The organism is Leptolyngbya sp. CALU 1928 (assembly GCF_056784215.1).
This window is the reverse complement of sequence record NZ_JBXBCE010000002.1, coordinates 424,868-449,346: the sequence shown is the minus strand read 5'-3', so window position 1 is coordinate 449,346 and position 24,479 is coordinate 424,868. Positions and strand designations below refer to the sequence as shown.

Below are 24,479 nucleotides of genomic sequence, written 5' to 3'. Positions count from 1 at the left end.
GAACCTCAATATTTATCGCTAAATACACGGCAAACTTTAAGGCTCTGAAAACACATGAAAACACCGCAGAAAAATCGTTAAATCTCGTAGTGCCAGAGTTCTTCATCCTTCACCACAATCCGGTGCAATGGTAAACGCTGAATTAAGCCCTGTTGTTCTAACTGGCTTAATGTGCGCGTAATCGTGACGCGAGTCGTGTTAAGAATTTCGGCAATATCTTGATGAGTCAAGCGAACATCAATCAGCAATCCAGTTTCTACCGTTTGACCAAACTTTTTGGCTGTCCAAGCCAGAAACTTCAGCAACATGAGATCGATCTTGCGATAGCTGCGAATCAACAAAAACTCTTCCGATTGACGAATATGGCTGAGTAAATCATCGGTCTGTTGCATCCAGCGATCGCCCGATAGTAGAGAAGCTTCTACCCTAGTCAAACACTCCACTTGATAAGGATTGATGTTCGATAACGGTTGACCCACAATATCGCCTGCGCCCCATAAACCGAGGGTAATCATCGTGCCATCCTCTAACCCAGTCACACTTCGCGCAACTCCCGCCTCAACTTTCCAAAGACAGTTGGACTTGGAAGGCAAAATCGCACGAGGCTCAAACCGTAGTTCATTTGCAATCCCAGCGAGGGATAAGGCTAATAAGGTAACGGACATGATTATAGAAAGAACGGTATTTCGGTAGACTATACGTAATTTGGCGCAGTGTCAATGTGCAATTATCCAAATAAAGTCAATAAAAGTGATGTGGGGGGATAGGAACAGGAAAAACTGTATTATAAAGTACGATAAAACGGTAAGAATACCGTACTTTAATTGGTATCACTGCTTGTCGCTCGGTTCTTCCATGTTTTGCGAGAAACCCTCATTCAAGGATTGCTTTATGCCTGGTGCAGATCTAAACGGCAATAATAATGGAGACACCCACAGCCACGCGCTGTTTTACCTCTCTTCTAAAGTGGAATACGCACTGTTGGCGTTGTTGGAATTAGCCAGTTCTTCTACGGGTCAGCAACCGTTAACAATTAGCCAAATTGCCGCAAAGCAACCAGTACCTGAACGATATTTAGAGCAAATCTTGACGAATCTCCGGCGTGGCGGTGTAGTTCATAGTCAACGCGGGGCACGGGGCGGATACACCTTAGTGCGTGAGCCTTGGCAAATCACATTGCTTGAAATCGTGCAATTAGTGCAGGGCGATCGCCGCGAGAAGAATTCCAGTGACTCTTGTACGGTCGAACAGGAATTGATCCATGAGGTCTGGCATCAATCTAGCGGGGCATTTGAAGCTATTTTGAACCAGTGTACGCTTCAAGATCTTTGTCAAAAGCGAGATGCTCAAAAACAAAAATATCCGATGTATTACATCTAAAAGAGAGGCAAATGGCAAGGGGCAAATACCAAACTCAAAAACTCAAAACTTAAAACTAGAGGTTAGATTCATGCGGATTGCAAAAGACATTACTCAATTAGTGGGGCGGACTCCTCTAGTTCAGTTAAATCAGATTCCTTTAGCGGAAGGGGCAGTTGCCAGAGTGGTGGTGAAACTAGAGGGAATGAACCCGGCAAGTTCAGTAAAAGACCGCATTGGGGTCAGCATGGTGGCAACAGCGGAAGCTGCGGGATTGATTCATCCAGAAAAAACAATTTTGGTTGAGCCAACCTCTGGCAACACGGGGATTTCACTGGCAATGGTGGCAGCCGCAAAAGGCTATCGCTTGATTTTGACCATGCCCGATACCATGAGCCTAGAGCGGCGTTCGATGCTGAAGGCATATGGTGCCCAGTTGGAGCTAACGCCTGGTGCGGAAGGCATGCGAGGGGCGATCGCCCGTGCCCAGCAAATTGTTGGACATACGCCCAATGCCTATATGTTGCAACAATTTCGTAACCCGGCGAACCCCAAAGTGCATCGAGAAACCACGGCTGAGGAAATTTGGCAAGACACGGATGGTCAAGTTGATATTTTGATTGCAGGTGTTGGCACGGGTGGCACGATTACCGGGATTGCAGAAGCGATTAAGCCGCGTAAGCCCAGCTTTCAGGCGATCGCGGTGGAACCTGAAAATAGCCCAGTGCTGGCGGGTGGCAATTCGGGTGCCCATCGAATTCAAGGGATTGGAGCAGGGTTTGTGCCGGATAACTATCGTGCCGATCTGGTAGACGAGGTGATTGCTGTTTCCGATGATGACGCGATCATCTTTGGACGGCGACTCGCACGAGAAGAAGGGTTGCTGTCTGGGATTTCCACCGGGGCTGCAATCTGCGCGGCCATGCAAGTGGCAAAACGCCCAGAAAATGCTGGCAAGCTGATTGTGGTGATTCAACCCAGCTTTGGAGAACGCTACCTGAGCACGCCCATGTTCAAAGACTTGGAGTTCATTGAGCAATCTATGTTTAGCCAGGTGCGCTAACTAAAAGATTGATTTTCGTCTAGCCTAATAGGCTTAAAACTAAGTACTGTACTTTGATCGACTAACCGTATATTCTGGACATATTTACACTAGCTATCTTGGAGAATCAATAGCGTGGGGATCACAGTCGATAATGTCTCAAAGAAATTCGGCAGCTTTCAAGCTGTTGATCAGGTCAGCGTTGATATCGAAACTGGATCACTGGTTGCCTTATTGGGACCATCGGGTTCGGGTAAATCTACCCTGCTACGCCTGATTGCGGGATTAGAAAACCCCGATTCGGGCAGAATTTTTCTGACCGGTAGAGATGCAACCTATGAAAGTGTGCAAAACCGTCGTATTGGCTTTGTGTTTCAACACTATGCTTTGTTCAAACACTTGACCATTCGGCAAAATGTGGCATTTGGCATGGAGGTCGCAAAATGGCAAAAACCCCGCATCCGAAATCGCACCGAAGAACTATTGGGCTTGGTGCAGTTGGTGGGATTAGGCGATCGCTATCCTTCTCAACTATCCGGTGGACAACGCCAGCGGGTTGCTTTGGCAAGAGCGCTTGCTTTAGAACCGCAAGTGTTGCTGCTAGACGAACCCTTTGGCGCACTGGATGCCAAGGTGAGAAAGGAGTTACGAAGCTGGTTGCGCCATTTGCACGATGAAGTGAATGTCACCACAGTATTTGTCACCCATGACCAAGAAGAGGCAATGGAAGTCTCTGATCAATTAGTCGTGATGAATAAAGGAAAAGTAGAGCAAATTGGCAGTGCCGCAGACTTGTATGACAATCCAGCATCGCCCTTTGTGATGGGTTTTATTGGTCCTGTGAATGTGTTGCCTAGTGATGCTTCTATTTTTCAGGCAACTGGATTAGAGGCGGTTAATCCGAATGTGTTTTTGCGTCCCCATGATATTTCGGTGTCCCATTCTCCTGATGCTTCTGCCGCACCTGCGACCGTGGATCGGTTAATTCATTTGGGCTGGGAACTGCAAGCTGAATTGCGGTTTGCAGATGGACGACTAGTCAATGTAAATTTGACGCGAGAAGAGGGCGATCGCCTCAACTTGCAGCCAAAACAACAAGTGTTTGTGAAGCCCAAAAAAGCCAAGTCCTTCGCAATGTAATTTCATTTCCAGTCCATAACCTCTAACCAAGTTTTTTCAGTGTTTTCTTCACGAGAAGGCACTGTTTTTATTTGAGTTTTTATTGAAGTAATTACTCAAGCAAAAACTGACTGGATAGTTCAGGAATTGCAAAGACATAATAAATGACTGCACCTCCTAATAGCAGCACTACCATGCTAAAAGCAACAATCCAAAAATCAGGTGGTTGATAGGTGTCATCTTCAATCCTGTTGCGAACCGCAAAATAATGAGGTGCTGATAATAATATGGTCAGCAATCCAACTAGGGAAAACAGCAGCCCAAGCTTCCAACCATTACCCGGCATTTGAGGGAGATCCAGTCGAAGCATTCGCAGTCGGACAATCACAACCCCAAACCCTAACAAAGCGATCGCGCTTCGCATCCAAGCTAGATAAGTTCTCTCGTTGGCTAAATGCTCCCGAATACGATTTGGGTTTAAAGCAGTGAGATTGTTTGGGCTTGTTTTCGTAAACTTGGAAAATAGCTGCGTCATAAAATGCATCAGGTGACTGATCAAAACTGTTATTAGAGAAAATGATAGAGAAAAAATTCTCAATGCTTGAGTCAGTTTCCGAGCACTATTCTGACTAAAACTAGGAAGTCTTTTGTCTAAATTACGATAGTGCATTTGTAATTCAAATAATGTAGTCATCAGAACGTCTGAAGTAACAACACTTTATGCACTTTGACTGATAGGAGCAACTGTTATTTATTGTCTAAACGATAAGGTGCAGTGATTAATCACTGCACGATTAACAGCTTGTCAGATGAAAACTAAATCTTGCAACCCGCTTAACTGGTGGCTGTATCGATAGGCGGATCAATAGAAGGCAATCGTTACTATTTTTAGTAATACTACGGTATCTTTACCGACTTTTAGTATTTTAGAGTATTCTTATAAGAAATGCTGGTTCAGTTTCTGCTTTTGACCAACTGTCATTTTAGGCTTGAGAAATGCCATGGCTATTCTTAAACTCGGTAACGGTAAGGTTTACAGCGATCGCCTGATGATCGCTCAAACATTGGCTTCTCTCAAAACTGACATCAAGCACTATCCCCTTAACTCGCCAACTTGGTTAGTTGATTTACTAGATCTAGACATTTTAGAAGCGCATCAAAAACAGCAGCTTCTCGCAATGCATAAAAAACAATTGATCGCTCAATCGCGAGAAGAAAGGTACGCTTGGTGTGATTTACTGCTGATTCATCCAGGGTTACCCAGCCTACAATCGCTTATTTTTAACTATGGTCGCTATCACGTTCACGCCGCTTCGGAGGCTTGGTATGTCTTATCGGGAAGCGCAATTTTTGGGTTAAAGCGATCGGATGATAGCCAGGTAGAAGTTCTTGTGCAGCCAGGGGATTACATCCATATTCCTAGTCAAGTAGAGCATTGGTTTAGCCCCTCTGGCTTGCTAAACTTCAAAGCAATTCGCTATTTTGTGACCGCTGATAGTTGGATTCCCTACTATAGCGAAACAGAGATAACTGACGTTCTGCAAAGTCATCAAGATGAGTAAGATTCCACCTCGTTCATGTGAAAGTAAAACAGCATTTCTTCGCCTGACTCATCTTGATATTCCACGAATGTTTGAGGATTGTATAAGTGGAGAACAATCCCTACAACTTCAGATTGACCTACTTTTGATAATGCTTGAATGAGTCCAATGATAATCCCACAGTGATATTCTTCGGAACTATATAAATTGGGTCTAAAAGGCTGTTTTAAGCGCACGCGATCGCCTTCTTGGAACGGCACTCTCTCTGGTTCCAATTGATGAATGTTCTCGTTAATGGTAGATTCAGCCTCAGTAATCAGTTTTTTCCTTGACGGTCATTTGCCAATTTCTAAATCCTTATTTTTACATTGAATTTAGCTCAATCCAAGCATGACTCAAAGTGCGGATGTTGAAAGGAATCGATTCTCTAAGAAAGCAGGTGATTTGCATTTTGACAAAGAGTTACGATAAGTCTATCAAGTTAAAGTACATTTTTAGAATAGCCGCTTCGTAGCTTGCTGCCTCCAAATGACCCAACGAAAATTTGCCAGACGGACTTTTTTGCCAAACATCCAAACCTGCATTTGGAAAATTGAGTCGGGAGTCGTCCGAACACTCACTTGGCTAGAAGATGGAACCGCGATCGGGTTGGGGCTATGGGGGATAGGAGACATCGTTGGGGCAATGCCGCATATTAATGCTCATCAAATTGAATGTTTAAGCAATGTTATTGTCAGTGGTCTTCCTCAAGATTACTGGGAGCAAAATCCCCAAGCGCTCTTTACCCACATTCAACAAACTCAAGAATTGCTGGTAATACGGAGCCACAGACGCGCCGAAACCATGATTGCGGAATTGCTGTCGTGGATCGCAAAAAAGTTTGGGCAACAGAGTGATGCTGGACAAGTATTAGACTTGCATATGACTCATCAAGACATTGCCGAAATGGTCGGTAGTACACGAGTCACCGTCACCCGAATCCTGAGCCAGTTTGAACAGCAAGGGTTGATCTTACGTGTTTCTAAGCGCCGGATTGTGCTGAGCGAAGTAGATTTTTGGCACTACGAAATCTGAGTCAGGTTGGCGGAGAGACATTCTCTTCAACAATACCTAATGCTTCATTTACTTGCATTTAATGATTGAGCATGATAATTTTCTGTTCTAGCAACTAATCTACTTAATCCAGATCGATTTACCGTATTAAATACTAAGGTGATTTGGATTCAGTTATTTTGTTGACCATCCCCTTTACTGGATTGCTTGTTTGGTTTTACGGTTTTAAGCCCAAATGCTGAGCTTGACTGTGCTTTGCAATCCATGCTCAATCGTTTGTGATGATCCATAAATCAATTTACGCAATTTCGCTAGAAGTACCGTGACTATTGAGAAGAGCTTCGTGAATCAACAGCAGTTTTTGCCGAAATTATCAAATTCAATCATTCAATCCATTAAACGTGCGATCGCCTCTTCTTCTCAGTGGCTGCGATCGCTGAATGAGTCTTTGGGGCGATCGGGGCAACTATTTATTAGTTTATTTTTGCTGGGGGCAATCTTAACGACATCCTTGGCGGCTTGCTCAGGAGTCAGTGCAGCGAACCAAGGCGATGTCAAGATTAAACTCGTCTCTTTTTCAGTAACGAAAGCGGCTCATGACGCAATTATTCCCAAGTTTATTGAAAAATGGAAAAAAGAATATAACGAAGATGTCGTGATTGAACGCACTTATGGCGGGTCGCTGGCACAAACCGACGAAGTCCTTGCGGGCAAACAAGAAGCCGATGTGGTTCATCTTGCCCTACCCTTGGATGTGCTTAGATTGGCAGAAGCCGGGTTGGTTAATCGAGATTGGCAAGACCGATTTCCCAGACGGGGCGTGTTGAGCCAGTCGGTCGCGACCATCGTTACCCGTGCAGGCAATCCCAAAAAGATTAAAGATTGGGCAGATTTAGCGAGAGAGGATGTAAAGGTTGTTTCAGCCGATCCACAAACCTCCGGTATTGCCGTCTGGCAGTTTTTAGGGCTATGGGGATCGATAACCCAAGCTGGAGGTGAACCAGAAGCAGCTAAGGAGTTTGTCAGCAAAGTCTACAAAAACATCCCGACTCTCGTTAAAGATGCACGGGCAGCCAGTGACTTATTCTTCAAAGAGAAGCAGGGCGATGTCCTGGTTACTTACGAAAATGAGTTGATTTTGGCGGGGGCGGATCGACCCGATACTGACTTTTTTATTCCACCCCTGAATATTTCGATCGACAATCCCGTAGCGGTGGTGAGTAAAAACGTGGATAAGCACCGAAACCGAAAAGTTGTCGAAGCCTTTATGGATTTTCTTTACTCGCAAGAGGCTCAAGAAGAATTTACTAAATTCGGCTACCGTTCGGTTAATCCCTTTGTTGCTACCACCACAGAGTCAAAATTTCCGCCCATTAAAACCCTGTTCAATGCTCAAGATTTAGGCGGTTGGCAATTGATCAAAAAGGAGTTTTTTGACAAAGGGGCTATTTTTGACCAAATCAGAGCGAACCCTCCTGCCTAAGCTCTTCATTATCTACATTTTTCTCAATTCACCTCAAGTCTATGAAACTGTCCCGTTTTTTCAACTTTATTCCCCTCCTGATTCTGGCTCATCTCCTGATCAGTTGCGGCACCTCTGGCAATGAGGAACAGCAAGTCAGTGTGGATGGCGGGGCTGTGGGCTTTTCCCTATCTCTTGCCGTCGCTGAAGAATACCAAAAAGTGAATCCCAACGCCAAGTTAGGTGTGGCGGGTAGTGGCACTGGCGGGGGTTTTGCGCGGCTTTGCAATGGCGCGATTGATATCGCAGGTGCCTCCCGCGTGATCCGAGAGTCAGAAACCAAAGCTTGTAAAAAGAGTGGCATTGAATATATTGAACTACCCATGGCTCTTGATGGTTTGGCGCTCGTCGCCAACCGGGAAAATAAGTTTGCCAAATGCCTCACCCTGAAAGAGCTTAAAAAAGTCTGGGAGGCTGGCGCGGAAGGCAAAATCACCAGTTGGAAACAAGTCAACTCCTCCTTTCCGGACGAGAGGCTTTTGTTGTTTGCGCCTCCAGTAGATTCGGGTACGACGGATTATTTTACCCAGTCCATTACCAAGAAAAGAGGCAATATTCGCAGTGACTTTACCCCCAGCTATAACCAAAACACCCTAATTCAAGGGGTGATTGGTAATAAGTTTGGCTTTGCCTTTGCGGGGATTGCCTTTTTTATCCAAAGCCAAGACAAGGTGAATGGGGTGGGGCTAGAAAATTTAGAAGGGACAGGATGTGTTAAACCGGTTCCCCTAGAGAATGTCAAGCGCAATATCTATAGCCCCCTCACTCGTCCGCTGTTTATCTACGTCAGTAAAAAAGCCCTGGATACCAAGCCTTCTGTAGGACGATTCGTGCAGTTTTATCTGGAAAATTCCTGGAAATATGTCGATGGCGTGGGCTATGTGCCGTTACCTGACATTGCCTATGTCAAGACTCTGCAACGATTTGAGCAGCGCAAAACCGGATCGACCTTCAAGGATGCGAAGCCCGGTGAACCGATTACGAACTTTCTTTAAGGAGGAACCCTTCAGATCATGACTCTAAGTCCTAGTTCCTTGGATGATGCTCTTTTTGTTGGGGATGATTCCCTGCTCAAGCAGGCATCGGATGATGTTCCTGAAAAGATTATTGGGGCGATCTTGTTTGCCTGTGCTTTTGTGTCTGTGGTCACGACCTTTGGCATTGTCGCCATTATTTTCACAGAAACCCTTTCTTTTTTCCAAGAGGTGACCCTAGCACAGTTCTTTTTGGATACCCAATGGACACCTCTGTTTGCCACTCCCCGGTTTGGCATCTGGCCCCTGATTAACGGAACGTTGTTAACCTCGGCGATCGCGATGGCGGTTGCAGTGCCGTTGGGGTTGTCTTCCGCCATTTACTTGGCTGAATATGCCACCCCAAAAGTAGCCTCAATTCTGCGCCCAGGCGTGGAAGTCTTAGCGGGAATTCCGACCGTGGTGTATGGCTACTTCGCCTTACTGTTTATCACGCCGGTGCTACGGAACGTTTTCTCGATCGAAGTTTTTAACGCCCTCAGCGCTGGATTAATGATGGGAATTATGATCACGCCGACGGTGGGTTCGATCAGCTTAGATGCGATTAAAGCGGTGCCCCGTTCTCTGCGGGAAGGTTCCTTTGCCTTAGGAATTACCAAGTTAGAAACCATCTTTAAGGTGGTTCTGCCCGCAGCCCTATCTGGGATTATGGCTTCGATTATCTTAGGCGTTTCCCGCGCCGTCGGAGAGACGATGACCGTTCTGATTGCGGCTGGCGCTCAACCACGGCTGACCCTCAATCCACTGGAATCGATCGCGACGATGACTGCTTTTATGGCACAGGTTTCGGGGGGAGATGCGCCCAGGGGCAGTTTCAATTTCAAGTCCTTGTATGCAGTAGGAGCGGTTCTCTTCGTGATTACCTTAACGCTGAATATTGCCAGCTATTTGATCTCTAATCGCTTTAAGGAAAAATACGATTAAATACCATGGTTAGATCTGCTCCAACGGATAATTCCGTCAATTATTTTGAATTTAATGACCGCCTAGAACGGCGAGAGGCGATCGGCAAAGTCTTTGAGTATCTCTTCTTGATTGGGTTACTCGTCGGTCTGTTTGTCCTGGCTTTGCTGATGTTGAATATTCTCCATGATGGGCTGGGTCGCTTGTTAACCCCAGGATTTCTCACCGAAACGCCTTCCCGTTTTCCCGACCGAGGCGGTATCCGCCCTGCGATTATGGGCAGTCTTTATCTGGGACTGATTGTGATTCTGGTGGCAGTGCCGATTGGGGTAGGGGCGGCTTTATACCTGGAGGAGTATGCCCCCAAAACTTGGTGGACGGCACTGATTGAGATTAACATTGGCAACCTGGCAGGGATTCCTTCGATTGTCTATGGGTTACTCGGTTTAGGCGTTTTTAATTATTTACTCAATTTTGGGGCGACCTTAATTTCGGGAGCCTTGACCCTGGCTCTGCTTTCTTTGCCTGTGATTATTGTCACCGCGAGGGAGGCAATTCGGGCGGTTCCCGATTCCCTGCGGCAGGCTTCCTATGGATTAGGCAGTACCAAGTGGCAAACCATTCGACACCATGTGTTGCCCTATGCCATTCCAGGGATTCTGACCGGAGTGATTATTTCTGTGTCGCGGGCGATTGGGGATGCTGCCAGTTTGGTGGTGGTGGGAGCGGTTAGCTTTCTCACCTTTAACCCTGGTCTATTTCAACGCTTTATGGCGTTGCCGATTCAAATTTTTAGCTATATCTCTCGTCCTGAGCCAGGGTTTGCTAGTGCTGCCGCTGCCGCGATTATTGTGCTGATTCTGTTGATTTCAGTCCTAAATGCGATCGCCATCTATCTGCGCCAGCGCTTTTCCAATCCAGTTTAATTTGCTTTTTATTGAGATTCACTGAAGGAGATTCAACCGATGACGAACGCAAGTAGTCACCTCAGCACCGATGATAGTGTGTTTGATGTCGAAGGGGTCAGGGTGCTTTACAACGACTTTTTAGCCCTAGTCGATGTTTATATCAAAATCCCCAGACAGAAAATTGTGGCTTTTATTGGACCTTCCGGCTGCGGCAAAAGTACGTTACTGCGGTGCTTTAATCGGATGAATGATTTGATTCCGGGCGCAAAAGTTGAGGGAAAACTGATTTATCGCAACCAAAATATCTATGATTCCCAGGTGAATTCGGTCAAATTGCGCCGACAAGTCGGCATGGTTTTTCAACGACCGAACCCGTTTCCTAAATCAATCTATGAAAATATTGCCTACGCTCCCAGAACCAATGGCTATCAGGGCAATCTGGATGAATTAGTGGAATCGTCCCTGAAACAGGCTGCGATCTGGGATGAGGTTAAGGACAAATTACAAGAGAAAGGAACCGCTTTGTCTGGAGGACAACAACAACGACTTTGCATTGCGCGGGCGATCGCCATGAAGCCTGATGTGTTGCTGATGGATGAGCCTTGCTCTGCGCTTGACCCTATTTCTACTCGACAAGTTGAAGCCCTCTGCCTAGATCTGAAGGAGCGCTACACCATTATTACGGTGACCCACAATATGCAGCAGGCAACCAGAATTGCTGACTGGACAGCCTTTTTTAATACCGAAACAGACGAACAGGGCAAACGACGGGGCAAGTTAGTGGAGTTTGGACCAACTGAACAAATTTTCCAAGCTTCCCAATCGCAAGAAACCCAAGCTTACGTGAGTGGGCGTTTTGGTTAAATACGCATTCGTTAAAAAATAGGTTTAGTCGCTTCACTCAGGTTTTCTGCCTTTTCCTTCCATAACCAGATCAGTCTGCCCTGGCAAAAAATGGTTGCCAGGGCATTTCCTTGCTTGTTTACTGTCGGCTTGAGTTTAAGTCTGATATTTTCGGTGCTTGACTTGCTATAACCCAATGCGGCAGTCGGCAAAGCTCCTAGAGCGATCGCCCAAGGAAGAGTGCTGCGGATTGAGCATCAGAAATTTGGTTCTCTGACGTTGGTTAAAAACAGAGGCAATTTGGAAGCGAGACTTAAGCCCTTTTTTCCTCAAAGCCTTAAACTCCGTTAAACAAGAATTTTTTAATCTACTTGCTATCCATGTAGATTCATATCAGTCCTCTAAATCGAATTCATCGGCTACAGAGTCTTGCAGTTGAACGCCTTCCAACACAGACTGATTTTTACGAAACAGTGGCGACTTCTGGACTCGCTTCATGCCACTCAAGGTGCCCAACGTGAGTAATGCTCCCAAGATGCCCATCTGCCAAAGCCCACACCCGATCGCTGCGCCCAGAGCCGCTGAAATCCAAATTGTCGCAGCCGTCGTCAATCCCCGGACTGTAGGAGGCTCAGATTTTTTGCCTCCTTGCTGCAAAATTAATCCGGCTCCCAAAAACCCTACTCCTGTCGTGACTCCTTGAATCGTGCGGCTGAGGGCGTTGGTTGCCGCAAACGAGCTATCTCCTTCAGCCTGAAGCGGAATCATCACAAATAGAGCAGACCCCATACTCACCAGCATAAAAGTTCGCATTCCAGCGGGTCTGCCTCCACGCTGGCGATTATATCCAATCAAGCAGCCAACAATCATAGCTAAACTGAGACGAAAAGCAATGTGCATCCAGTCATTAGAATCCAAAAACATTCTTTCCATCAGATTGGCTCCTGCTGTAGGACTATCGGAAAATTCACAGCCTAAAATTAATTGCCGCAAATCTCGATAGATTAAGTTTAGATTAAGAATAGGTAAAGTCAAGCATTTTAGAATCGCGATGTGAAGCTGCTAGCACGTCTTTATAGACCTAGCAGCAAGGCTTCGCGCCACAATTCGCAACATTCACCTGAACCTAATTTGCTGTATTTGTATCAAAAGGCATAAATCCATCGGTTTTTTGTACAGACTGTGATCCCCAACTGATAAAATACGGTAAATATATCAAGAAACCGTATTTTATGACTAACTTGGAAAATATTGGAGAAGTAGAGGAGTCGGTTGTGGATTTACAGGGGTCTCCTCAGATCTCTGAAGTCGCCCAACGCTTTACGGTTAGGCGATTGCGCGGTGGATTGCTTGTGATAATTGGCTATTTGCTCTCCCCCTTGTGCTGGTGGAACGATTTGATCATTAATCTGCCGATCGCCTATGGATTTGGTTATTTGTGCAGTTTAGTAGTTGCAGATTGGCTGATACCAGGCGCGATCGCGGGATACTGGCTTTCCAATATTGTTGGCATCTTGTTTATGCAATTTGGTGTCGTTAATGTCTGGCAAGGACAGTCTAAAACTCACAACTTGAAACGAGAACTACTTACGGGAGTCATTTCATCAACCGCTTATACAATCCTCATTGTGGCTCTGGTGAAGTTTCACATCTTGAATCTATCAGGCTTGTTTTCACCAGAAGGCACGCTTAATTTGAGCGCTTTGCTGCCTGTTTTCACAATCGGGCGGTAAGCCAGCAAACATCATGGATTACTTACTGCTGCCTGCATTTAGCTTTGGCATTGGCATTTTGGTGGGCTTAACTGGCATTGGCGGCGCTTCGCTGATTACACCGCTGTTGATTTTCGGGTTTAATGTGCCCCCGGCTGTGGCAATCAGTTCCGATGTCATGGCTGCCACTTTAATGAAAGTGGTTGGTGGTATTAAGCATTGGCGACAGCAAACCGTGGACTTAGCCGCAGTCAAATGGTTAGCGTTTGGCAGTGTGCCTGGTTCCTTTTTAGGGGTGGGATTGCTGCATCTTTTGAGGCAGTCTCAGGATGTGAATTTAGACTTCGTGCTGTTGAAACTGTTGGGCATCTCAATTTTGCTCGTCACCCTAATGGCACTGGTGCATTTAGTGTTGTTGACGATCTCGCCCACTCTAACGCTGCCCTCTCTGCCCAAAATCAACTTAGAAACCGGTGTAGGTCGCGGTTGGGCGATCGCGATCGGGGCGGTTCTCGGCTGCATCGTCGGTATGACCAGCGTGTCTTCTGGCTCACTGTTTGCCTTGGTGTTAGTGGCTCTTTTTCAACTGGATGCCCGGAAACTCGTGGGCACCGATCTGGTGCAGGCAGCGATCTTGTTGAGTTTCACTGCCTTAGCCCATTTGAGCCTGGGAACCGTTGATTGGAGCTTGGTGATTCCCATCTGGATTGGATCGGTGCCAGGGGTGCTTTTAGGTGCAAAGCTTTGCCAAGTTGCCCCACAAAAGATATTGCGGTTTATGATTTATGTAATCTTAATTTCAGTCAGTTGGAAACTCGCTTATTCCGCTTAAGTCGATTATCGTTGACCGCGATCTTGGGGATTGCGGTTCCTCTAATCATTTTTACCCTGTTGGCGATCGCAATCAGATCTGCACCTGGTGGAATTGCCTGGGACGAGCCGGTTTTACTGGCAATTCATGGAACTGTTCAATCTCAGCTAGATAGATTTGCAGCGGTCTTAACTGAACTTGGAGTTTACTGGGGAGTCGTTCCAGCCATCATCGTGATTGGAATAGCATTGTTGATCACCCAACAATGGAAAGCGCTCGCCTATTTACTGATCACCTCCTCTGGCAGCGGTCTGCTTAATCATGTCTTCAAATTGCTCATGCATCGATCGCGTCCGCATTTGTGGGAAACCAACTATTCTGTAACGGCTGGTTTTGCCTTTCCCAGTGGTCATGCGATGTCTAGCGCAACGCTTGTGGTGATTCTAGTGATTTTAAGCTGGGAAACCCGCTGGTGCTGGTGGATTTTGATGCTTGGCAGCGGCTTCGTGTTGGGCGTGAGTTGGTCGCGCTTATATCTAGGGGTTCATTACCCCAGCGATATTCTGGCTGGCTGGATGTTGGCGATCGCGTGGGCATTCATCACCCATTGGCTGATCGATAAACTCTATTCAATTAGGAGTGCTTCCATCGATTCCAGCGGAATTGAAAAGACATAATAAATCACGCCAATCGCTAATAGGATGATCATCAAGCTCGACAAAATCACCCAGCGATCGGGCGGCTCATAGGTATCTTCTTCAATGTCATCCCGCACAGCAAAATATTGCCAGGTAGACAGCAGCACTGTTAGCAGTCCTGCGATGGAAAACGCCAGACCCAGTTTCCAGCCGTTGCCTGGAGGTTGAGGTGCCAAAGGGGGGCGCAAAATTCGCAGGCGGACAATCAACACGCCAAACCCCATCAGAGCGATCGCGCTCCGCATCCATGACAGATAGGTGCGTTCATTCGCCAAATGATCCCGAATCCGATTCGGATTACGTCTGGGTGGTTTTTCGGTTGGTATTTCAGTAATTTCTAAAGGTTTCACAGTTACAGATTTGAATAACACCGTCGTGAATGGGGCTGTGAAATTTTTCGATTGGAATCCAATTCTAGAGCGCAAATTTTTTTATCAGATGATCTTTGTAGGGGCAGGTTTCGTAGGAAAATCTCTTCATTGTGAACTAATCTTTTAGCTAAACCTGCCCCTACCTCAACTGGGGTTTAATCAGTCGGAGCGTTAGGTGTTTGGGCATCAATATCCGCTTGGGTCAGTGCCGGAATTGACCAGCCTGGTTCACCCGTTTTGACGAGAGTGGTTAGTGCTAAAGGCGTGTTTAAAGCAATCTCCCCCGTGTCTGGATCTGCCGTTGCCACCAGTTGAGCGCCATCGAATACTTTCAGGGCAACTGCTTCACCGACAGGCAAATTAAACCCGGCAATTTTTGCATCACTCGGCAAATAAATTCCGGTGCATTTATACTCATCATCTAACTCTTGACCTGCCGCCAAATAGTAAAGCGTGTTTATAGTTTGCTTAGGCTTGCTGGCATAAATCGCTAGGGTTTTACCCGTTTCGTTGCGGCAAGTTCCCCAATCTTCAGCGCTTTCTAGAATGTATTTTTGCAGTCTAAAGTCAGAAATTTTTTGCTGAAGTTCATCTGCCTTGTACTGAGTTTGGTCAGGATCTTTTTGGAGTGTGAGCAAATCGGTCAAAGCTTGAGTAATCACTGGATAGTCGGGGCTTTTTTTGGAAAGAGGATCGGCGATCGCAGGTTGCGCGATCGCCAAACTCAACACCAACGCTAACAGTACTGATAAAACTTTTAACACCTTCATCATGGTCTCCAATAGATTATTTCAAAACTGGAATGGGTAAAAGCTGATAGCTTCTACTGTCAATCAAAATATAGAGTCCTAAGACTATCAACACGAAAGGGACAATTGCCTCTCCATGATTGGTTAAAACATGAGCAATCTTGGGATGCTTACTGAGCATGTAAGCAACCAAGCACCAAACTCCAATCAACAGAAAGAATACTGCAAGCACCACTAATAAACCAGATAAATCAAGACTGGCAAACAGTGGAAGATAGATACTAATATTATCACCGCCATTGGCGATCGTGACTAGTGAAACGTGATACATCTGAGCCGGAAACAATTGAATTAATGAGCCAATAATTGGCAACTTATGAAGAAATGAAACACTCACTTCTGAAGAAACAGTTTGAACCTCTAAATCATCATTTTCTTCACGGTTGAGCAACTGATGAATCCCGATCGCAATTGGAAAAATCCCTAACAAACCGATCCACTGTTCAGGGATCATTTGTCCCCCTAAAAAACCAGGCAAGCTAGCGGCAATCAGCACGCAGAAACCTAAGTATTGACCTAGAACAATGTGCCAAGGGCGAAACTGAGGGCTGACCTGAGAGAAGAACACCATTAAGATCACAATGTCATCAATATTGGTTGCGATAAAGGCTGTAGCTCCAGCCACGATTCCTACGGGAATCGTTTCACGAATCGCCTGCAAAATCCAGTCCACAATTCTCAACTCCCATCATGCGATAGCACTCTATCCATCATGAACTATGCCTAATGAAAGAAGTTATCGCCCTCAAGCCTGGTCAGGTCTTTTCTCCTTCTGTTGCAAGCGGCACCACTCGCGCCGATAAATTGCTCAATAGCGACAGAATCCAGGAGCCGCTGATCACCAAGGTCAACACAGCTAATCCACGATTTTCTAGGGTGTGACTATCAATCAAAATCAAAACGCCTAACCCGATCAACACAAATGGAATCAAATAGTTGCCATAACGGGTCAGGCTGTCGGCGATCGCGGGCACCTGTATTAACCGATTTGCCGCATAGCACCATATGCCCACCAGCACCAGAAACGTCCCGATGATAATCCCCAATTGCTCCACGGTGCAGCTTGCAAACAACGGCATGTAAATACCGATGTTGTCGCCCCCATTGGCAAAGGTAACGGCTGCCACGCTGTAAGTTTGAGGCGACAAAAAACCAGCAAACCAGGCGTTTTCTGAAGGCTTGATTGCTTCTTCCGTTTGGGCATCATCAGTCGCATCGAACAGGCGGCTAAACCCAATGGCGATCGGCAGAATTCCCAGTAAGCCAATGTAGGGACGCGGTAGTAACAGGCTACCAAAAAAGCTCGGCAAACTGGCAAGCACCAAGGCACTGAATCCTAAATATTGCCCAATGACAATATGCCGTTTGCGGAAGATCGCATTCACCTGAGAGAAAAATAACAACAAGATTAAGATGTCATCTAAATTGGTTGCAGTAAAGGCAGTGATCCCAGTGGAAATAGCGGTGAGTACATTGTTCATATCTGACCACTTTGACGAATTGAAATTTCATGACCTTAACTTAAGCGGTGCAATCAATAAAATCAAATACTCTTTGTTGTTGAATTAATAGTCTGAAGTTATCGAGCGCTTAATCAATTCCTGAATTCCAGCCTTTGCATTGAATGATAGCGATAATCAGTACTCTCACAACTCCTGGTAATACGACGATCCCAGCGTCATCCAAAAAACTAGCTCCGTAGAAAGATACAAAAGCACATCAGCTTATGAGGGTTTTTAAAGATGTCAAAGTTTTCTGATAAATTAGTTTATATGAATAGATTTTTGCTCTAAAAATAACTAAAAGCACATCAGTTTGTGTGCCTTTTAACTACCTATCAATCACGCTTCTATTGCCTTAAATATAGTTGATAAGGACTCATTCTAGTAGCGATAAATACATAATATAGAATTACCTAAAATTCTTTTTACAATGTGCTTGTAGAGTCATCACTTCAAACTATCAATTCAACAAGAAAGAGTGTTTGCTCTTATCAATAGAGGCGAATAGAGTGTCCTCATGCACTTGAAGAGGAAGGAATTATGAGTTGGTTAGAAGGAACTTTAGCAACGGGTATGGCAGCCGCAATTGCAACCACGTTTGATGACAACTTATATCTGACCCTGTTTTTTGGCAAAGTCAATCGAACCTTTCGTCCCCGCCATGTGGTGATTGGAGAATACTTGGGATTTACCGCATTAGTGGGAGTCAGCCTGGTTGGGTTTCTCGGAGGATTAGTGATTCCAGAGATTTGGATTGGATTATTAGGTTTTCTGCCAGTCATGATTGGCATCCGTCAATTAATCAGCCGAGAAAGTCATGATGATAAGGACGTGATTCATACCGTATCGGATACGTTGAAAGCAAATCCTGAGCGATCGCGACCCCGACAAAAATCACTCTGGGCAACCGTGCGCGATCCCCAAACTTATCGCGTTTCTGCGGTGACGGTTGCCAATGGCGGCAACAATATTGGCATCTATGTGCCGTTGTTTGCCAGCAGCACACTCCCCAGCTTAGGAGTGATTGTGGCAGTGTGTTATGCAACGGTTGGACTCTGGTGCTTTGCGTCCTATAACCTGACTCGTCAACCCGCGATCGCCTTCATCATTGCTCGCTATGCCCGAAAAGTATTCCCTTTTGTCTTGATTTGGTTGGGATTGCGAATCGTGATTAGCAGCGAATCTTATCGACTTCTATTCCCTTTTTAAGAGAGCTAGTTTTATAATTGCGAGATAAATTGATCATGGCTACTGTTCATGAATCAAAACGATATGTTTTACCCATGACGCTTGAGCAACTTCGCATTTTCCTCGCTGTTGCCGAACATCTCCACTTCACTCGCGCAGCCGAGGCCCTCTACATCACTCAACCTGCGGTTAGCGCAGCCATTCAGAGTTTAGAGGAGGAGTATAGCGTCAAGTTGTTTCATCGAATTGGTCGGCGCACTGAAATTACTGATGCCGGTCAATTGTTGCAGGTAGAAGCACAGAAGATTTTGGATCAGGTATTTTTAACAGAACGCGGGCTGCGAGAACTGAATAATCTGCAACAAGGAGAGTTGAAACTGGGAGCCAGCTTGACCATTGGTAACTATTGGCTACCTGATCGCATCAGTCAGTTCAAGCGCCAGCATCCCGGCATCTCAGTAATTTGTACCCTAGCCAATGCAGAAGAAATTTGTGAAGGTACTGCCACCGGATTGTTTGATGTGGGCATTGTATCTGGAGACGTTAAACCCTCGTTGAAAGCTGCGTTGTCCGCGGTAGAAGTGGGACGCGATCGCCTGCAAATTGTGGTGGGCAAATCTCACCCTTGGTTTAGCCGTACGGCCATTGCCGTGGAAGAACTGGGACAAACCGATTGGGTGGTGCGCGAGTCTGGTTCTGGTGCCCAGCAAGTATTTGAGCAAGCGCTTCAAAAGTGGGGTGTTAATCCTACAAAATTGACCGTCCCACTGATCTTAAGCAGTAGCGAAATGGTGAAAGCAATCGTTGAAAGTGGGGGCGGTGCTTCTGCCATCCCAGAGTTGATGATCAGCAAAGAAATTCAGTTGGGAACACTGCGATCGCTCCAGGTGATTGATAGCAGTTCAGGAAAACCGCTGGCGATTGAACAGCCAGTATTGTTGCTCAAACATCCACAGCGATTTCAAACTCAAATCGCGATCGCCTTTGAAAAGATGGTGGTTAATTCCTGAAAGTAGAAGGCTTTGTCAGTTTTCCGACTACGGCGATTTCATTTGACTGGCTTTCATCAACTGTTTGATATCGAGCAGTTTAGGATTCTCTCCACCCACGATCAGCGGTAGAGTGCCATTCCATTTTTCAATCATCTGTCGCTGCAAGAGATCCGGGGTAAGGTTCTCCCGCAAGAGGCGATCGGCTTCCGCCTCTCCTCGCGCCAAATTCACCCTGGCTTCCGCATCTTTAACTGCTTTTTGTGCCACAAACTCGGCTCGTTTTGCTTCTTGCTCTGCCACCTGCTTTGCCTCCACCGCATCACTAAATCGCTTGGTGAAATGCACATGCACCAGGGAAATATCATCCACTGCAATATGGTAAGGCTGAAGCCGCGTCACCAAGGCATGATCAACTTCCGCTTTCACCTCATCTCGTCGGGTAATGATTTCTTCAGCGGTATATTGTGCCATCACGGCTTTCAGCACCTCTTCCACAGCCGGATTGATGATGCTATTCACAACCGCTTGTTCATCGCCAATTTGCTGAAATAGAATGTTTGCCTCATTGGGGATAATATGCCAGTTCAGCGCCACATCCGTATAAACATCTTGTAAGTCTCGTGAAGAAGCCTCAGCGCTACTCTGCTGATTTTGCACCCGCACACTCAGTTTTTGCACCGTGTTAACAATCGGAATAATAGGATGAATTCCTTCATCTAAAACTTGTGCTTGCACTTCACCAAACCACATTAAAACACCGCGCTCACCTGCATTTACAATCACAAAAAAAGTGGATAGCAATGCTAATACCAGCAATATTCCCAGAAATTTAAGGATGACAGCACCGTCCTGAGGCGCTTTTTTAAGCGTCTTGAGAGGTTCAGCGCTACTACTAGTCTCTAGATTCATACTCAAGTAAATATCAGTCCCACTGAAAGCCTTGGCATGATCATAGCTGAATACATTGAAGCAAATTCACGTTTATTGTCCTTGAAATGGATTGATGTAAAGCTCAGTTTGAGCCTCAACCCCCACTTCAAATTGACAATCGGCACGCGGGTAGGCGATGCATAGGAGAACGTACCCTGCTGCGATCTGCTTTGGTTTAAGACATTTGGCTTGAGATTGATTAACGTTGCCATGAATCAATCGGGCAGCACAAGTGATACAGGCTCCAAAGCGACATCCTACAGGCAACTTCAACCCTGCTTGTTCTGCGGCATCGAGAATCGTTTGCTGCTCTGACACCTCAAACATGATGCTATCGCGATTGATCAACTCAACCCGATGAGTGTTCATCGTTAGACCCAAATATCCGAGGTGCAATCACCGCCGGGATACCGCATTTCGTGGGCACGAGACGGCCCTTTTGGTTCTGCACCAAAGTCCACGTAAAAGTTGGGATTAACAGACAGTCCGCCCTTTTCGGTATCGCAATCGATTTGCAGCAGGTAAGACCCGGTATTCGCTAGTTCAGGATAGAACTGTGCGTCCCATGTGCTAAACAGGGAATTGGTGACGTAAAGCCGTTTGCCATCCAAACTAAGTTGCAGCATTTGAGGTCCACCGTTTAGCTTGCGTCCGTTGACCTCACCCGTGTTGCCTAGTAAGCCACCGACCCAAACCTGCCCCACTAATTTAGGATTAGCGGGGTCGCTGATATCGTATTGGCGCAGGTCGCCGTGTAGCCAGTTGGAGAAGTAGAGGTAGCGATCGTCCAGTGACAGGAGTAAATCGGTAATCAGCGATGGCACCGGAATCGGGAAGCCTGCCAAATCTACTGACGGAACATCGATCACTTTATTGACCTGCCAGGAGCCGTTTTTCTCCCAGTGCCAGATATTGCTGCTCAGAGCTGCTCCAACGAATCCATGAGTGCTGTCGGGATTGTGGTGAAAGCGCAACTCCAACGGAATCAAGCCGTCGCTGCCCAAGTCAACGCTATGGGTAATGGTGCGCTGCTCCCAATCCCAAAAGTGTAGATGTTGACCATATTTTCCGGCCGGCACATCGTCTAGATCAAAACCGGGATAAAAGGTTTTGGGTGCGCCCCATTCGCTGCTAACCATGATGTTATGGCGCGGCTGATACCAGAAGTCGTAGTTATACTTCATCGCATCTGCCTGTTGCTCCCATCGCCCTAGAATGTTGAAGTTGTCATCCAACAATAAAAAGCCACCAGGCGCATTGCCTTCACTATCTCCTAGCATTGAGATCATGATTTGACCATTCGCCAGACAGTGAACTGTGTGCGGTGCAGTTAGATTAGTCTTCGCTTTAATCTCATCTGGCTCAATGATTTTGTGCAGTTTAGCAGCCGTTGGATCACTGGTGTCTACGATATAAATCCGGCTGGAGCGGATGCCGGGAATCACCAAAAAGCGGCGGGATTTATTGGCATCGCCATGACAAGAACTACAGGTATTCCAACCAAAGTGATGTAGTTCATCGCCTAGGTAGGGCATGGGTAGACGGTGAATCACCTGAGAATAGGTCGGCGACTCTGGGTCAACGTCTACGGTCGCCAGGTAATCGGGTTCTTCAATCCCTGATCCCGTGTAAAGCGCGATCGCATAAAGGTGCTTTTCTCGATCGCCCTGCATTGCGGCTTCGGGGGATGCATAACCGGGTCCACAACAGGCTTGTGACATAAGCTTCACCTTGATTAACTTAACTAGACTTACACGACTGCGATCTCTTCCACCTTGCCAGCCACAGTCGTTGGAACTTCAATTAATTGTCCAGTTTTTACGTCATAAATGAAACCGTAGATCGGAATGCTACTCGGCACAAGTGGATGGTTGCGAATTCGCTGCACGTCAACATGGACACTCTCTGCCAAGTCTTTGAACGTCAGCCAATCGATAAATTCGCCTTCAGTAGAACCAGGACTTTGCCCCACATCTTGCCAGCCTGTTTCATCTGCGATCGCCGTTTCCAAACTATTTCCCAGTAAACGGCGAATAATTTCATCGGTAAACAACTGCATTCCACAATCCGTGTGGTGAATCACAAACCATTCGCGAGTGCCCAACAGCTTATAGGAAATCACTAGGGAGCGAATAGCATCATCGCTAGCGCGCCCACCCGCATTCCGAATCACATGGGCATCGCCTTCACTCAAGCCTGCATATTGAGCCGGATCAAGGCGGGCATCCATACAGGTCAAAATGGCAAATCGACGACCTGGTGGCAGTGGCAGATCCCCTTTTTTGCCAAAGGTTTCAGCATACTGTTGATTGGCAGACAGAACTTCTTGCAAGACTTGACTCATCAGGGTGACCTCAGTACGGGAAAAACAGTATTAGTTGAACTATTGATCTATTGATCTATGAGCTTGACAACGAATCTGTCGCATATGCCTCGATAAACAGACGATCGCTTGCCAGAAAGGGGGGAAGCGTAACAGAAACTTAGACAATTTGCCCTGACTTTTCGCCGATTTGCTGGATGAACTGTTGTAGATGAGGCTGTTCTAGCGTTAATCCAATTTCACGAGCTTTTTCAGTGAGTTGCTCCAGCGCCCATCCCTGTTCCTTAGCAGTGGCAATCAGCGCGATCGCTCCAGCCCATAGTCCGGCTCCACAGTGAATCAATACAGGCTTCGGCAATCCCTCAAGTTGATGTAACGCTTCATTGACTAAAGCCTCATCTGGTAAGCCGGAAGACAAAGGCACGTTGACATAGGCTAACTCAACAGACTCCGCTTCCTGCTGCTCGTTGGCAAGCGCTGTCGCTTCATTTGTCACCCTTAAATTGAGGACTGATTGAAATCCCTGTTGTGCTATCTTCTGCAAATCCTCTGAGGTGGGTTGCCCAGATACACTAATTTGATCACTCACCTTTTTGATGTCAGACATACCGGATTTGTCCTCTTTTCGTTCCTGTGCCATACTATATCAAATAATCTACTATATTCCGATTGATTTATAGATGATTAAATGAATTATAGTGATACCCCATTGCAATTAGGAGATTGATATGACGATCGCGCCCCATCCCCCCACTTCTCTGACTATCAAACGCCCTGGTTCTTCAATAGGGCACGATCGCCTGCTCAAGTTAGCTCGTTTGCCGGGGCTAATCGTTACAAAGTTTTGGTGGCATGGCAAAGCCTACAGCGTAATTATTATGATTGTGGGATTAACCATCCTCAGTTTGATGTATTTATGGATTGAAGCAGCATCTCGCAAATGGGCGATCGGCTGGATGGCAAAAGATCGCTCAAAACAGCGGCAGAACCTGCCAACTCATTGATGTCTCAACTACAATCGCTCAAAGCAGTCTCTTATCTGGCTCCAAACTGGTTCTGTTTTTATGCAGCAGTCACCGCTTATTTGCAGCGAATGTTGCCGATTGAGATTGAGCTAATCCAAGCCGATTATGATCCCTTAGATGATCCATTGTTATTGAATGATCAGCTTGATTTAGCTTTCATTTGTGGTTTGCCATTCATCCGTCATCACTATCTTGAACCGGGTAAACTACAGGCGATCGCGGCTCCAGTGATGATGGCTCCGCGCTATTTAGGACAACCCATTTATTTTGCTGATGTCATTGTCAATGCAGCTAGCGATCTGATGCACTTTGCCGAGTTGGCAGAAAAGAGCGTGTGCTACAACGACCCTGGTTCCAACAGTGGTTATAATCTATTGCATTGGCAGTTGCTCAACAGTGGACAGCCACCAGGGTTAAGCAGATTTTTCAGAGTAGCAATTCCTTCAGGCTCACATCAGCGATCAATTCAATGGGTCGCCAATGAAATCGTGGATTGTGCCGCGATCGACAGTACGGTGCTAGAGCAAGCGCAACAGGCTGACCCCGCACTCGCTCAACAGGTACGAGTGATTTGCACGATTGGTCCAGCCCCTATGCCGCCAATTGCTGTAGCCCAGCATCTTGGGGTTGAAATGATTCATGCGATCCAAACTTATTTACTGAATCCTGACTCGATTTTGCAATCAGCAATGACTCAGGCTGGAGTAGAGAAATATTCACGAGTGCAATCACAAGATTATCGAATTTTATCTGAAATATACGACGCGATCGCAGCTTCCAAAACTTCCTAAACA

General features: G+C 46.3%; 30 protein-coding genes. 17 read left to right on the top strand and 13 right to left on the bottom strand.

Going from position 1 to position 24,479, the window contains the following annotated elements; translation table 11 throughout:
* Nucleotides 1–77 precede the first annotated feature (77 nt).
* Complete coding sequence (locus tag AC1S5B_RS17940) at nucleotides 78–665, bottom strand: Crp/Fnr family transcriptional regulator (protein WP_482037065.1); 588 nt, start codon at nucleotides 663–665, stop codon at nucleotides 78–80.
* Between the two features lie 226 nt (nucleotides 666–891).
* On the opposite strand from AC1S5B_RS17940, the gene AC1S5B_RS17935 reads away from it, so the two are divergent.
* The 3 genes from AC1S5B_RS17935 (at nucleotide 892) to AC1S5B_RS17925 (ending at nucleotide 3,541) form a co-directional block, all read left to right on the top strand.
* The gene (locus AC1S5B_RS17935; protein ID WP_482037064.1) at nucleotides 892–1,380 is read left to right on the top strand and encodes an RrF2 family transcriptional regulator; all 489 of its coding nucleotides are present in this window, start codon (nucleotides 892–894) and stop codon (nucleotides 1,378–1,380) included.
* Between the two features lie 70 nt (nucleotides 1,381–1,450).
* Nucleotides 1,451–2,422, top strand: coding sequence for a cysteine synthase A (cysK, locus tag AC1S5B_RS17930; protein ID WP_482037063.1), 972 nt, complete (start codon nucleotides 1,451–1,453; stop codon nucleotides 2,420–2,422).
* A 114-nt stretch (nucleotides 2,423–2,536) separates the two neighbouring features.
* Nucleotides 2,537–3,541, top strand: coding sequence for a sulfate/molybdate ABC transporter ATP-binding protein (locus AC1S5B_RS17925; protein WP_482037062.1), 1,005 nt, complete (start codon nucleotides 2,537–2,539; stop codon nucleotides 3,539–3,541).
* A 91-nt stretch (nucleotides 3,542–3,632) separates the two neighbouring features.
* Here AC1S5B_RS17925 and AC1S5B_RS17920 read toward each other — a convergent pair whose 3' ends face one another.
* Nucleotides 3,633–4,055: a YidH family protein gene (locus AC1S5B_RS17920; protein WP_482037061.1), complete on the bottom strand. Its 423-nt coding sequence runs from the start codon at nucleotides 4,053–4,055 to the stop codon at nucleotides 3,633–3,635.
* A 466-nt stretch (nucleotides 4,056–4,521) separates the two neighbouring features.
* Between AC1S5B_RS17920 and AC1S5B_RS17915 the strand changes: the two genes are divergently transcribed.
* Nucleotides 4,522–5,082, top strand: coding sequence for a cupin domain-containing protein (locus AC1S5B_RS17915; protein WP_482037060.1), 561 nt, complete (start codon nucleotides 4,522–4,524; stop codon nucleotides 5,080–5,082).
* Here the strand turns inward: AC1S5B_RS17915 and AC1S5B_RS17910 are convergent.
* Nucleotides 5,070–5,321 (bottom strand): hypothetical protein, encoded by a 252-nt coding sequence (locus AC1S5B_RS17910; protein ID WP_482037059.1) that lies wholly within the window; start codon nucleotides 5,319–5,321, stop codon nucleotides 5,070–5,072. The genes AC1S5B_RS17915 and AC1S5B_RS17910 overlap by 13 nt on opposite strands.
* 268 nt (nucleotides 5,322–5,589) lie before the next feature.
* Between AC1S5B_RS17910 and AC1S5B_RS17905 the strand changes: the two genes are divergently transcribed.
* The 6 genes from AC1S5B_RS17905 to pstB all read left to right on the top strand — a co-directional run bounded on the left by AC1S5B_RS17905 (nucleotide 5,590) and on the right by pstB (nucleotide 11,345).
* Nucleotides 5,590–6,135 (top strand): Crp/Fnr family transcriptional regulator, encoded by a 546-nt coding sequence (locus AC1S5B_RS17905; RefSeq protein ID WP_482037058.1) that lies wholly within the window; start codon nucleotides 5,590–5,592, stop codon nucleotides 6,133–6,135.
* A gap of 301 nt (nucleotides 6,136–6,436) precedes the next feature.
* Entirely contained in the window at nucleotides 6,437–7,597 is a 1,161-nt protein-coding gene (locus tag AC1S5B_RS17900) for a sulfate ABC transporter substrate-binding protein (RefSeq protein ID WP_482037057.1), read from the top strand.
* Between the two features lie 41 nt (nucleotides 7,598–7,638).
* Nucleotides 7,639–8,631: a phosphate ABC transporter substrate-binding protein PstS family protein gene (locus AC1S5B_RS17895; protein ID WP_482037056.1), complete on the top strand. Its 993-nt coding sequence runs from the start codon at nucleotides 7,639–7,641 to the stop codon at nucleotides 8,629–8,631.
* Between the two features lie 18 nt (nucleotides 8,632–8,649).
* Complete coding sequence (gene pstC / locus AC1S5B_RS17890; RefSeq protein WP_482037055.1) at nucleotides 8,650–9,594, top strand: phosphate ABC transporter permease subunit PstC; 945 nt, start codon at nucleotides 8,650–8,652, stop codon at nucleotides 9,592–9,594.
* Nucleotides 9,595–9,599: 5 nt separating this feature from the next.
* Complete coding sequence (gene pstA, locus AC1S5B_RS17885; RefSeq protein WP_482037054.1) at nucleotides 9,600–10,499, top strand: phosphate ABC transporter permease PstA; 900 nt, start codon at nucleotides 9,600–9,602, stop codon at nucleotides 10,497–10,499.
* A 39-nt stretch (nucleotides 10,500–10,538) separates the two neighbouring features.
* Nucleotides 10,539–11,345 (top strand): phosphate ABC transporter ATP-binding protein PstB, encoded by an 807-nt coding sequence (gene pstB / locus AC1S5B_RS17880; protein ID WP_482037053.1) that lies wholly within the window; start codon nucleotides 10,539–10,541, stop codon nucleotides 11,343–11,345.
* 372 nt (nucleotides 11,346–11,717) lie between these two features.
* On the opposite strand, the gene AC1S5B_RS17875 is transcribed toward pstB, so the two are convergent.
* Complete coding sequence (locus AC1S5B_RS17875) at nucleotides 11,718–12,359, bottom strand: MgtC/SapB family protein (protein WP_482037052.1); 642 nt, start codon at nucleotides 12,357–12,359, stop codon at nucleotides 11,718–11,720.
* Between the two features lie 197 nt (nucleotides 12,360–12,556).
* Between AC1S5B_RS17875 and AC1S5B_RS17870 the strand changes: the two genes are divergently transcribed.
* The 3 genes from AC1S5B_RS17870 to AC1S5B_RS17860 are packed head-to-tail and all read left to right on the top strand — an operon-like array spanning nucleotide 12,557 to nucleotide 14,524.
* The gene (locus tag AC1S5B_RS17870) at nucleotides 12,557–13,057 is read left to right on the top strand and encodes a DUF7980 family protein (protein WP_482037051.1); all 501 of its coding nucleotides are present in this window, start codon (nucleotides 12,557–12,559) and stop codon (nucleotides 13,055–13,057) included.
* Nucleotides 13,058–13,070: 13 nt separating this feature from the next.
* A complete protein-coding gene (locus AC1S5B_RS17865) occupies nucleotides 13,071–13,868 on the top strand; it encodes a sulfite exporter TauE/SafE family protein (protein WP_482037050.1) in 798 nt (265 codons plus the stop codon).
* Entirely contained in the window at nucleotides 13,844–14,524 is a 681-nt protein-coding gene (locus AC1S5B_RS17860; protein WP_482037049.1) for a phosphatase PAP2 family protein, read from the top strand. The genes AC1S5B_RS17865 and AC1S5B_RS17860 overlap by 25 nt, the downstream gene beginning before the upstream one ends.
* Here the strand turns inward: AC1S5B_RS17860 and AC1S5B_RS17855 are convergent.
* From AC1S5B_RS17855 to AC1S5B_RS17840, 4 genes are all read right to left on the bottom strand, one after another.
* Nucleotides 14,473–14,895, bottom strand: coding sequence for a YidH family protein (locus AC1S5B_RS17855; RefSeq protein ID WP_482037048.1), 423 nt, complete (start codon nucleotides 14,893–14,895; stop codon nucleotides 14,473–14,475). The genes AC1S5B_RS17860 and AC1S5B_RS17855 overlap by 52 nt on opposite strands.
* 176 nt (nucleotides 14,896–15,071) lie before the next feature.
* Nucleotides 15,072–15,689, bottom strand: coding sequence for a hypothetical protein (locus AC1S5B_RS17850; RefSeq protein ID WP_482037047.1), 618 nt, complete (start codon nucleotides 15,687–15,689; stop codon nucleotides 15,072–15,074).
* Between the two features lie 13 nt (nucleotides 15,690–15,702).
* Entirely contained in the window at nucleotides 15,703–16,398 is a 696-nt protein-coding gene (locus tag AC1S5B_RS17845) for a cadmium resistance transporter (RefSeq protein WP_482037046.1), read from the bottom strand.
* An 82-nt stretch (nucleotides 16,399–16,480) separates the two neighbouring features.
* The gene (locus AC1S5B_RS17840) at nucleotides 16,481–17,206 is read right to left on the bottom strand and encodes a cadmium resistance transporter (RefSeq protein WP_482037045.1); all 726 of its coding nucleotides are present in this window, start codon (nucleotides 17,204–17,206) and stop codon (nucleotides 16,481–16,483) included.
* A gap of 561 nt (nucleotides 17,207–17,767) precedes the next feature.
* Here AC1S5B_RS17840 and AC1S5B_RS17835 point away from each other — a divergent pair.
* Nucleotides 17,768–18,436: a cadmium resistance transporter gene (locus AC1S5B_RS17835; protein WP_482037044.1), complete on the top strand. Its 669-nt coding sequence runs from the start codon at nucleotides 17,768–17,770 to the stop codon at nucleotides 18,434–18,436.
* Nucleotides 18,437–18,471: 35 nt separating this feature from the next.
* Complete coding sequence (locus AC1S5B_RS17830) at nucleotides 18,472–19,425, top strand: LysR substrate-binding domain-containing protein (protein ID WP_482037043.1); 954 nt, start codon at nucleotides 18,472–18,474, stop codon at nucleotides 19,423–19,425.
* Nucleotides 19,426–19,452: 27 nt separating this feature from the next.
* On the opposite strand, the gene AC1S5B_RS17825 is transcribed toward AC1S5B_RS17830, so the two are convergent.
* From AC1S5B_RS17825 to AC1S5B_RS17805, 5 genes are all read right to left on the bottom strand, one after another.
* Complete coding sequence (locus AC1S5B_RS17825; protein WP_482037042.1) at nucleotides 19,453–20,316, bottom strand: prohibitin family protein; 864 nt, start codon at nucleotides 20,314–20,316, stop codon at nucleotides 19,453–19,455.
* A gap of 72 nt (nucleotides 20,317–20,388) precedes the next feature.
* The gene (locus tag AC1S5B_RS17820; RefSeq protein ID WP_482037041.1) at nucleotides 20,389–20,706 is read right to left on the bottom strand and encodes a 2Fe-2S iron-sulfur cluster-binding protein; all 318 of its coding nucleotides are present in this window, start codon (nucleotides 20,704–20,706) and stop codon (nucleotides 20,389–20,391) included.
* A gap of 2 nt (nucleotides 20,707–20,708) precedes the next feature.
* A complete protein-coding gene (locus tag AC1S5B_RS17815; protein WP_482037040.1) occupies nucleotides 20,709–22,058 on the bottom strand; it encodes a selenium-binding family protein in 1,350 nt (449 codons plus the stop codon).
* A 29-nt stretch (nucleotides 22,059–22,087) separates the two neighbouring features.
* Nucleotides 22,088–22,681: a beta-class carbonic anhydrase gene (locus tag AC1S5B_RS17810; RefSeq protein ID WP_482037039.1), complete on the bottom strand. Its 594-nt coding sequence runs from the start codon at nucleotides 22,679–22,681 to the stop codon at nucleotides 22,088–22,090.
* Nucleotides 22,682–22,820: 139 nt separating this feature from the next.
* On the bottom strand, nucleotides 22,821–23,267 hold the full coding sequence (locus AC1S5B_RS17805; RefSeq protein WP_482037038.1) for a protein tyrosine phosphatase family protein: 447 nt from the start codon (nucleotides 23,265–23,267) through the stop codon (nucleotides 22,821–22,823).
* A gap of 121 nt (nucleotides 23,268–23,388) precedes the next feature.
* On the opposite strand from AC1S5B_RS17805, the gene AC1S5B_RS17800 reads away from it, so the two are divergent.
* Both AC1S5B_RS17800 and AC1S5B_RS17795 read left to right on the top strand, forming a co-directional pair.
* On the top strand, nucleotides 23,389–23,664 hold the full coding sequence (locus AC1S5B_RS17800) for a hypothetical protein (RefSeq protein WP_482037037.1): 276 nt from the start codon (nucleotides 23,389–23,391) through the stop codon (nucleotides 23,662–23,664).
* Nucleotides 23,601–24,476 carry a PhnD/SsuA/transferrin family substrate-binding protein gene (locus tag AC1S5B_RS17795; RefSeq protein WP_482037036.1) on the top strand — a complete coding sequence of 292 codons (876 nt, stop codon included), beginning with the start codon at nucleotides 23,601–23,603 and terminating at the stop codon, nucleotides 24,474–24,476. The genes AC1S5B_RS17800 and AC1S5B_RS17795 overlap by 64 nt, the downstream gene beginning before the upstream one ends.
* The last annotated feature ends 3 nt before the right edge of the window (nucleotides 24,477–24,479 follow it).

What these genes read in the sequence shown, in the direction of transcription:
- AC1S5B_RS17835 (WP_482037044.1), top strand. Translation starts at nt 17,768, where the DNA reads ATGAGTTGGTTAGAAGGAACTTTAGCAACGGGTATGGCAGCCGCAATT.
- AC1S5B_RS17905 (WP_482037058.1), top strand. Translation starts at nt 5,590, where the DNA reads ATGACCCAACGAAAATTTGCCAGACGGACTTTTTTGCCAAACATCCAA.
- AC1S5B_RS17800 (WP_482037037.1), top strand. Translation starts at nt 23,389, where the DNA reads ATGACGATCGCGCCCCATCCCCCCACTTCTCTGACTATCAAACGCCCT.
- AC1S5B_RS17795 (WP_482037036.1), top strand. Translation starts at nt 23,601, where the DNA reads ATGGGCGATCGGCTGGATGGCAAAAGATCGCTCAAAACAGCGGCAGAA.
- AC1S5B_RS17940 (WP_482037065.1), bottom strand. Translation starts at nt 665, where the DNA reads ATGTCCGTTACCTTATTAGCCTTATCCCTCGCTGGGATTGCAAATGAA.
- AC1S5B_RS17840 (WP_482037045.1), bottom strand. Translation starts at nt 17,206, where the DNA reads ATGAACAATGTACTCACCGCTATTTCCACTGGGATCACTGCCTTTACT.
- cysK (WP_482037063.1), top strand. Translation starts at nt 1,451, where the DNA reads ATGCGGATTGCAAAAGACATTACTCAATTAGTGGGGCGGACTCCTCTA.
- pstC (WP_482037055.1), top strand. Translation starts at nt 8,650, where the DNA reads ATGACTCTAAGTCCTAGTTCCTTGGATGATGCTCTTTTTGTTGGGGAT.
- AC1S5B_RS17870 (WP_482037051.1), top strand. Translation starts at nt 12,557, where the DNA reads ATGACTAACTTGGAAAATATTGGAGAAGTAGAGGAGTCGGTTGTGGAT.
- AC1S5B_RS17915 (WP_482037060.1), top strand. Translation starts at nt 4,522, where the DNA reads ATGGCTATTCTTAAACTCGGTAACGGTAAGGTTTACAGCGATCGCCTG.
- AC1S5B_RS17805 (WP_482037038.1), bottom strand. Translation starts at nt 23,267, where the DNA reads ATGTCTGACATCAAAAAGGTGAGTGATCAAATTAGTGTATCTGGGCAA.
- AC1S5B_RS17815 (WP_482037040.1), bottom strand. Translation starts at nt 22,058, where the DNA reads ATGTCACAAGCCTGTTGTGGACCCGGTTATGCATCCCCCGAAGCCGCA.
- AC1S5B_RS17920 (WP_482037061.1), bottom strand. Translation starts at nt 4,055, where the DNA reads ATGACGCAGCTATTTTCCAAGTTTACGAAAACAAGCCCAAACAATCTC.
- AC1S5B_RS17810 (WP_482037039.1), bottom strand. Translation starts at nt 22,681, where the DNA reads ATGAGTCAAGTCTTGCAAGAAGTTCTGTCTGCCAATCAACAGTATGCT.
- AC1S5B_RS17865 (WP_482037050.1), top strand. Translation starts at nt 13,071, where the DNA reads ATGGATTACTTACTGCTGCCTGCATTTAGCTTTGGCATTGGCATTTTG.
- AC1S5B_RS17895 (WP_482037056.1), top strand. Translation starts at nt 7,639, where the DNA reads ATGAAACTGTCCCGTTTTTTCAACTTTATTCCCCTCCTGATTCTGGCT.
- pstA (WP_482037054.1), top strand. Translation starts at nt 9,600, where the DNA reads ATGGTTAGATCTGCTCCAACGGATAATTCCGTCAATTATTTTGAATTT.
- AC1S5B_RS17850 (WP_482037047.1), bottom strand. Translation starts at nt 15,689, where the DNA reads ATGATGAAGGTGTTAAAAGTTTTATCAGTACTGTTAGCGTTGGTGTTG.
- AC1S5B_RS17830 (WP_482037043.1), top strand. Translation starts at nt 18,472, where the DNA reads ATGGCTACTGTTCATGAATCAAAACGATATGTTTTACCCATGACGCTT.
- AC1S5B_RS17935 (WP_482037064.1), top strand. Translation starts at nt 892, where the DNA reads ATGCCTGGTGCAGATCTAAACGGCAATAATAATGGAGACACCCACAGC.
- pstB (WP_482037053.1), top strand. Translation starts at nt 10,539, where the DNA reads ATGACGAACGCAAGTAGTCACCTCAGCACCGATGATAGTGTGTTTGAT.
- AC1S5B_RS17820 (WP_482037041.1), bottom strand. Translation starts at nt 20,706, where the DNA reads ATGAACACTCATCGGGTTGAGTTGATCAATCGCGATAGCATCATGTTT.
- AC1S5B_RS17825 (WP_482037042.1), bottom strand. Translation starts at nt 20,316, where the DNA reads ATGAATCTAGAGACTAGTAGTAGCGCTGAACCTCTCAAGACGCTTAAA.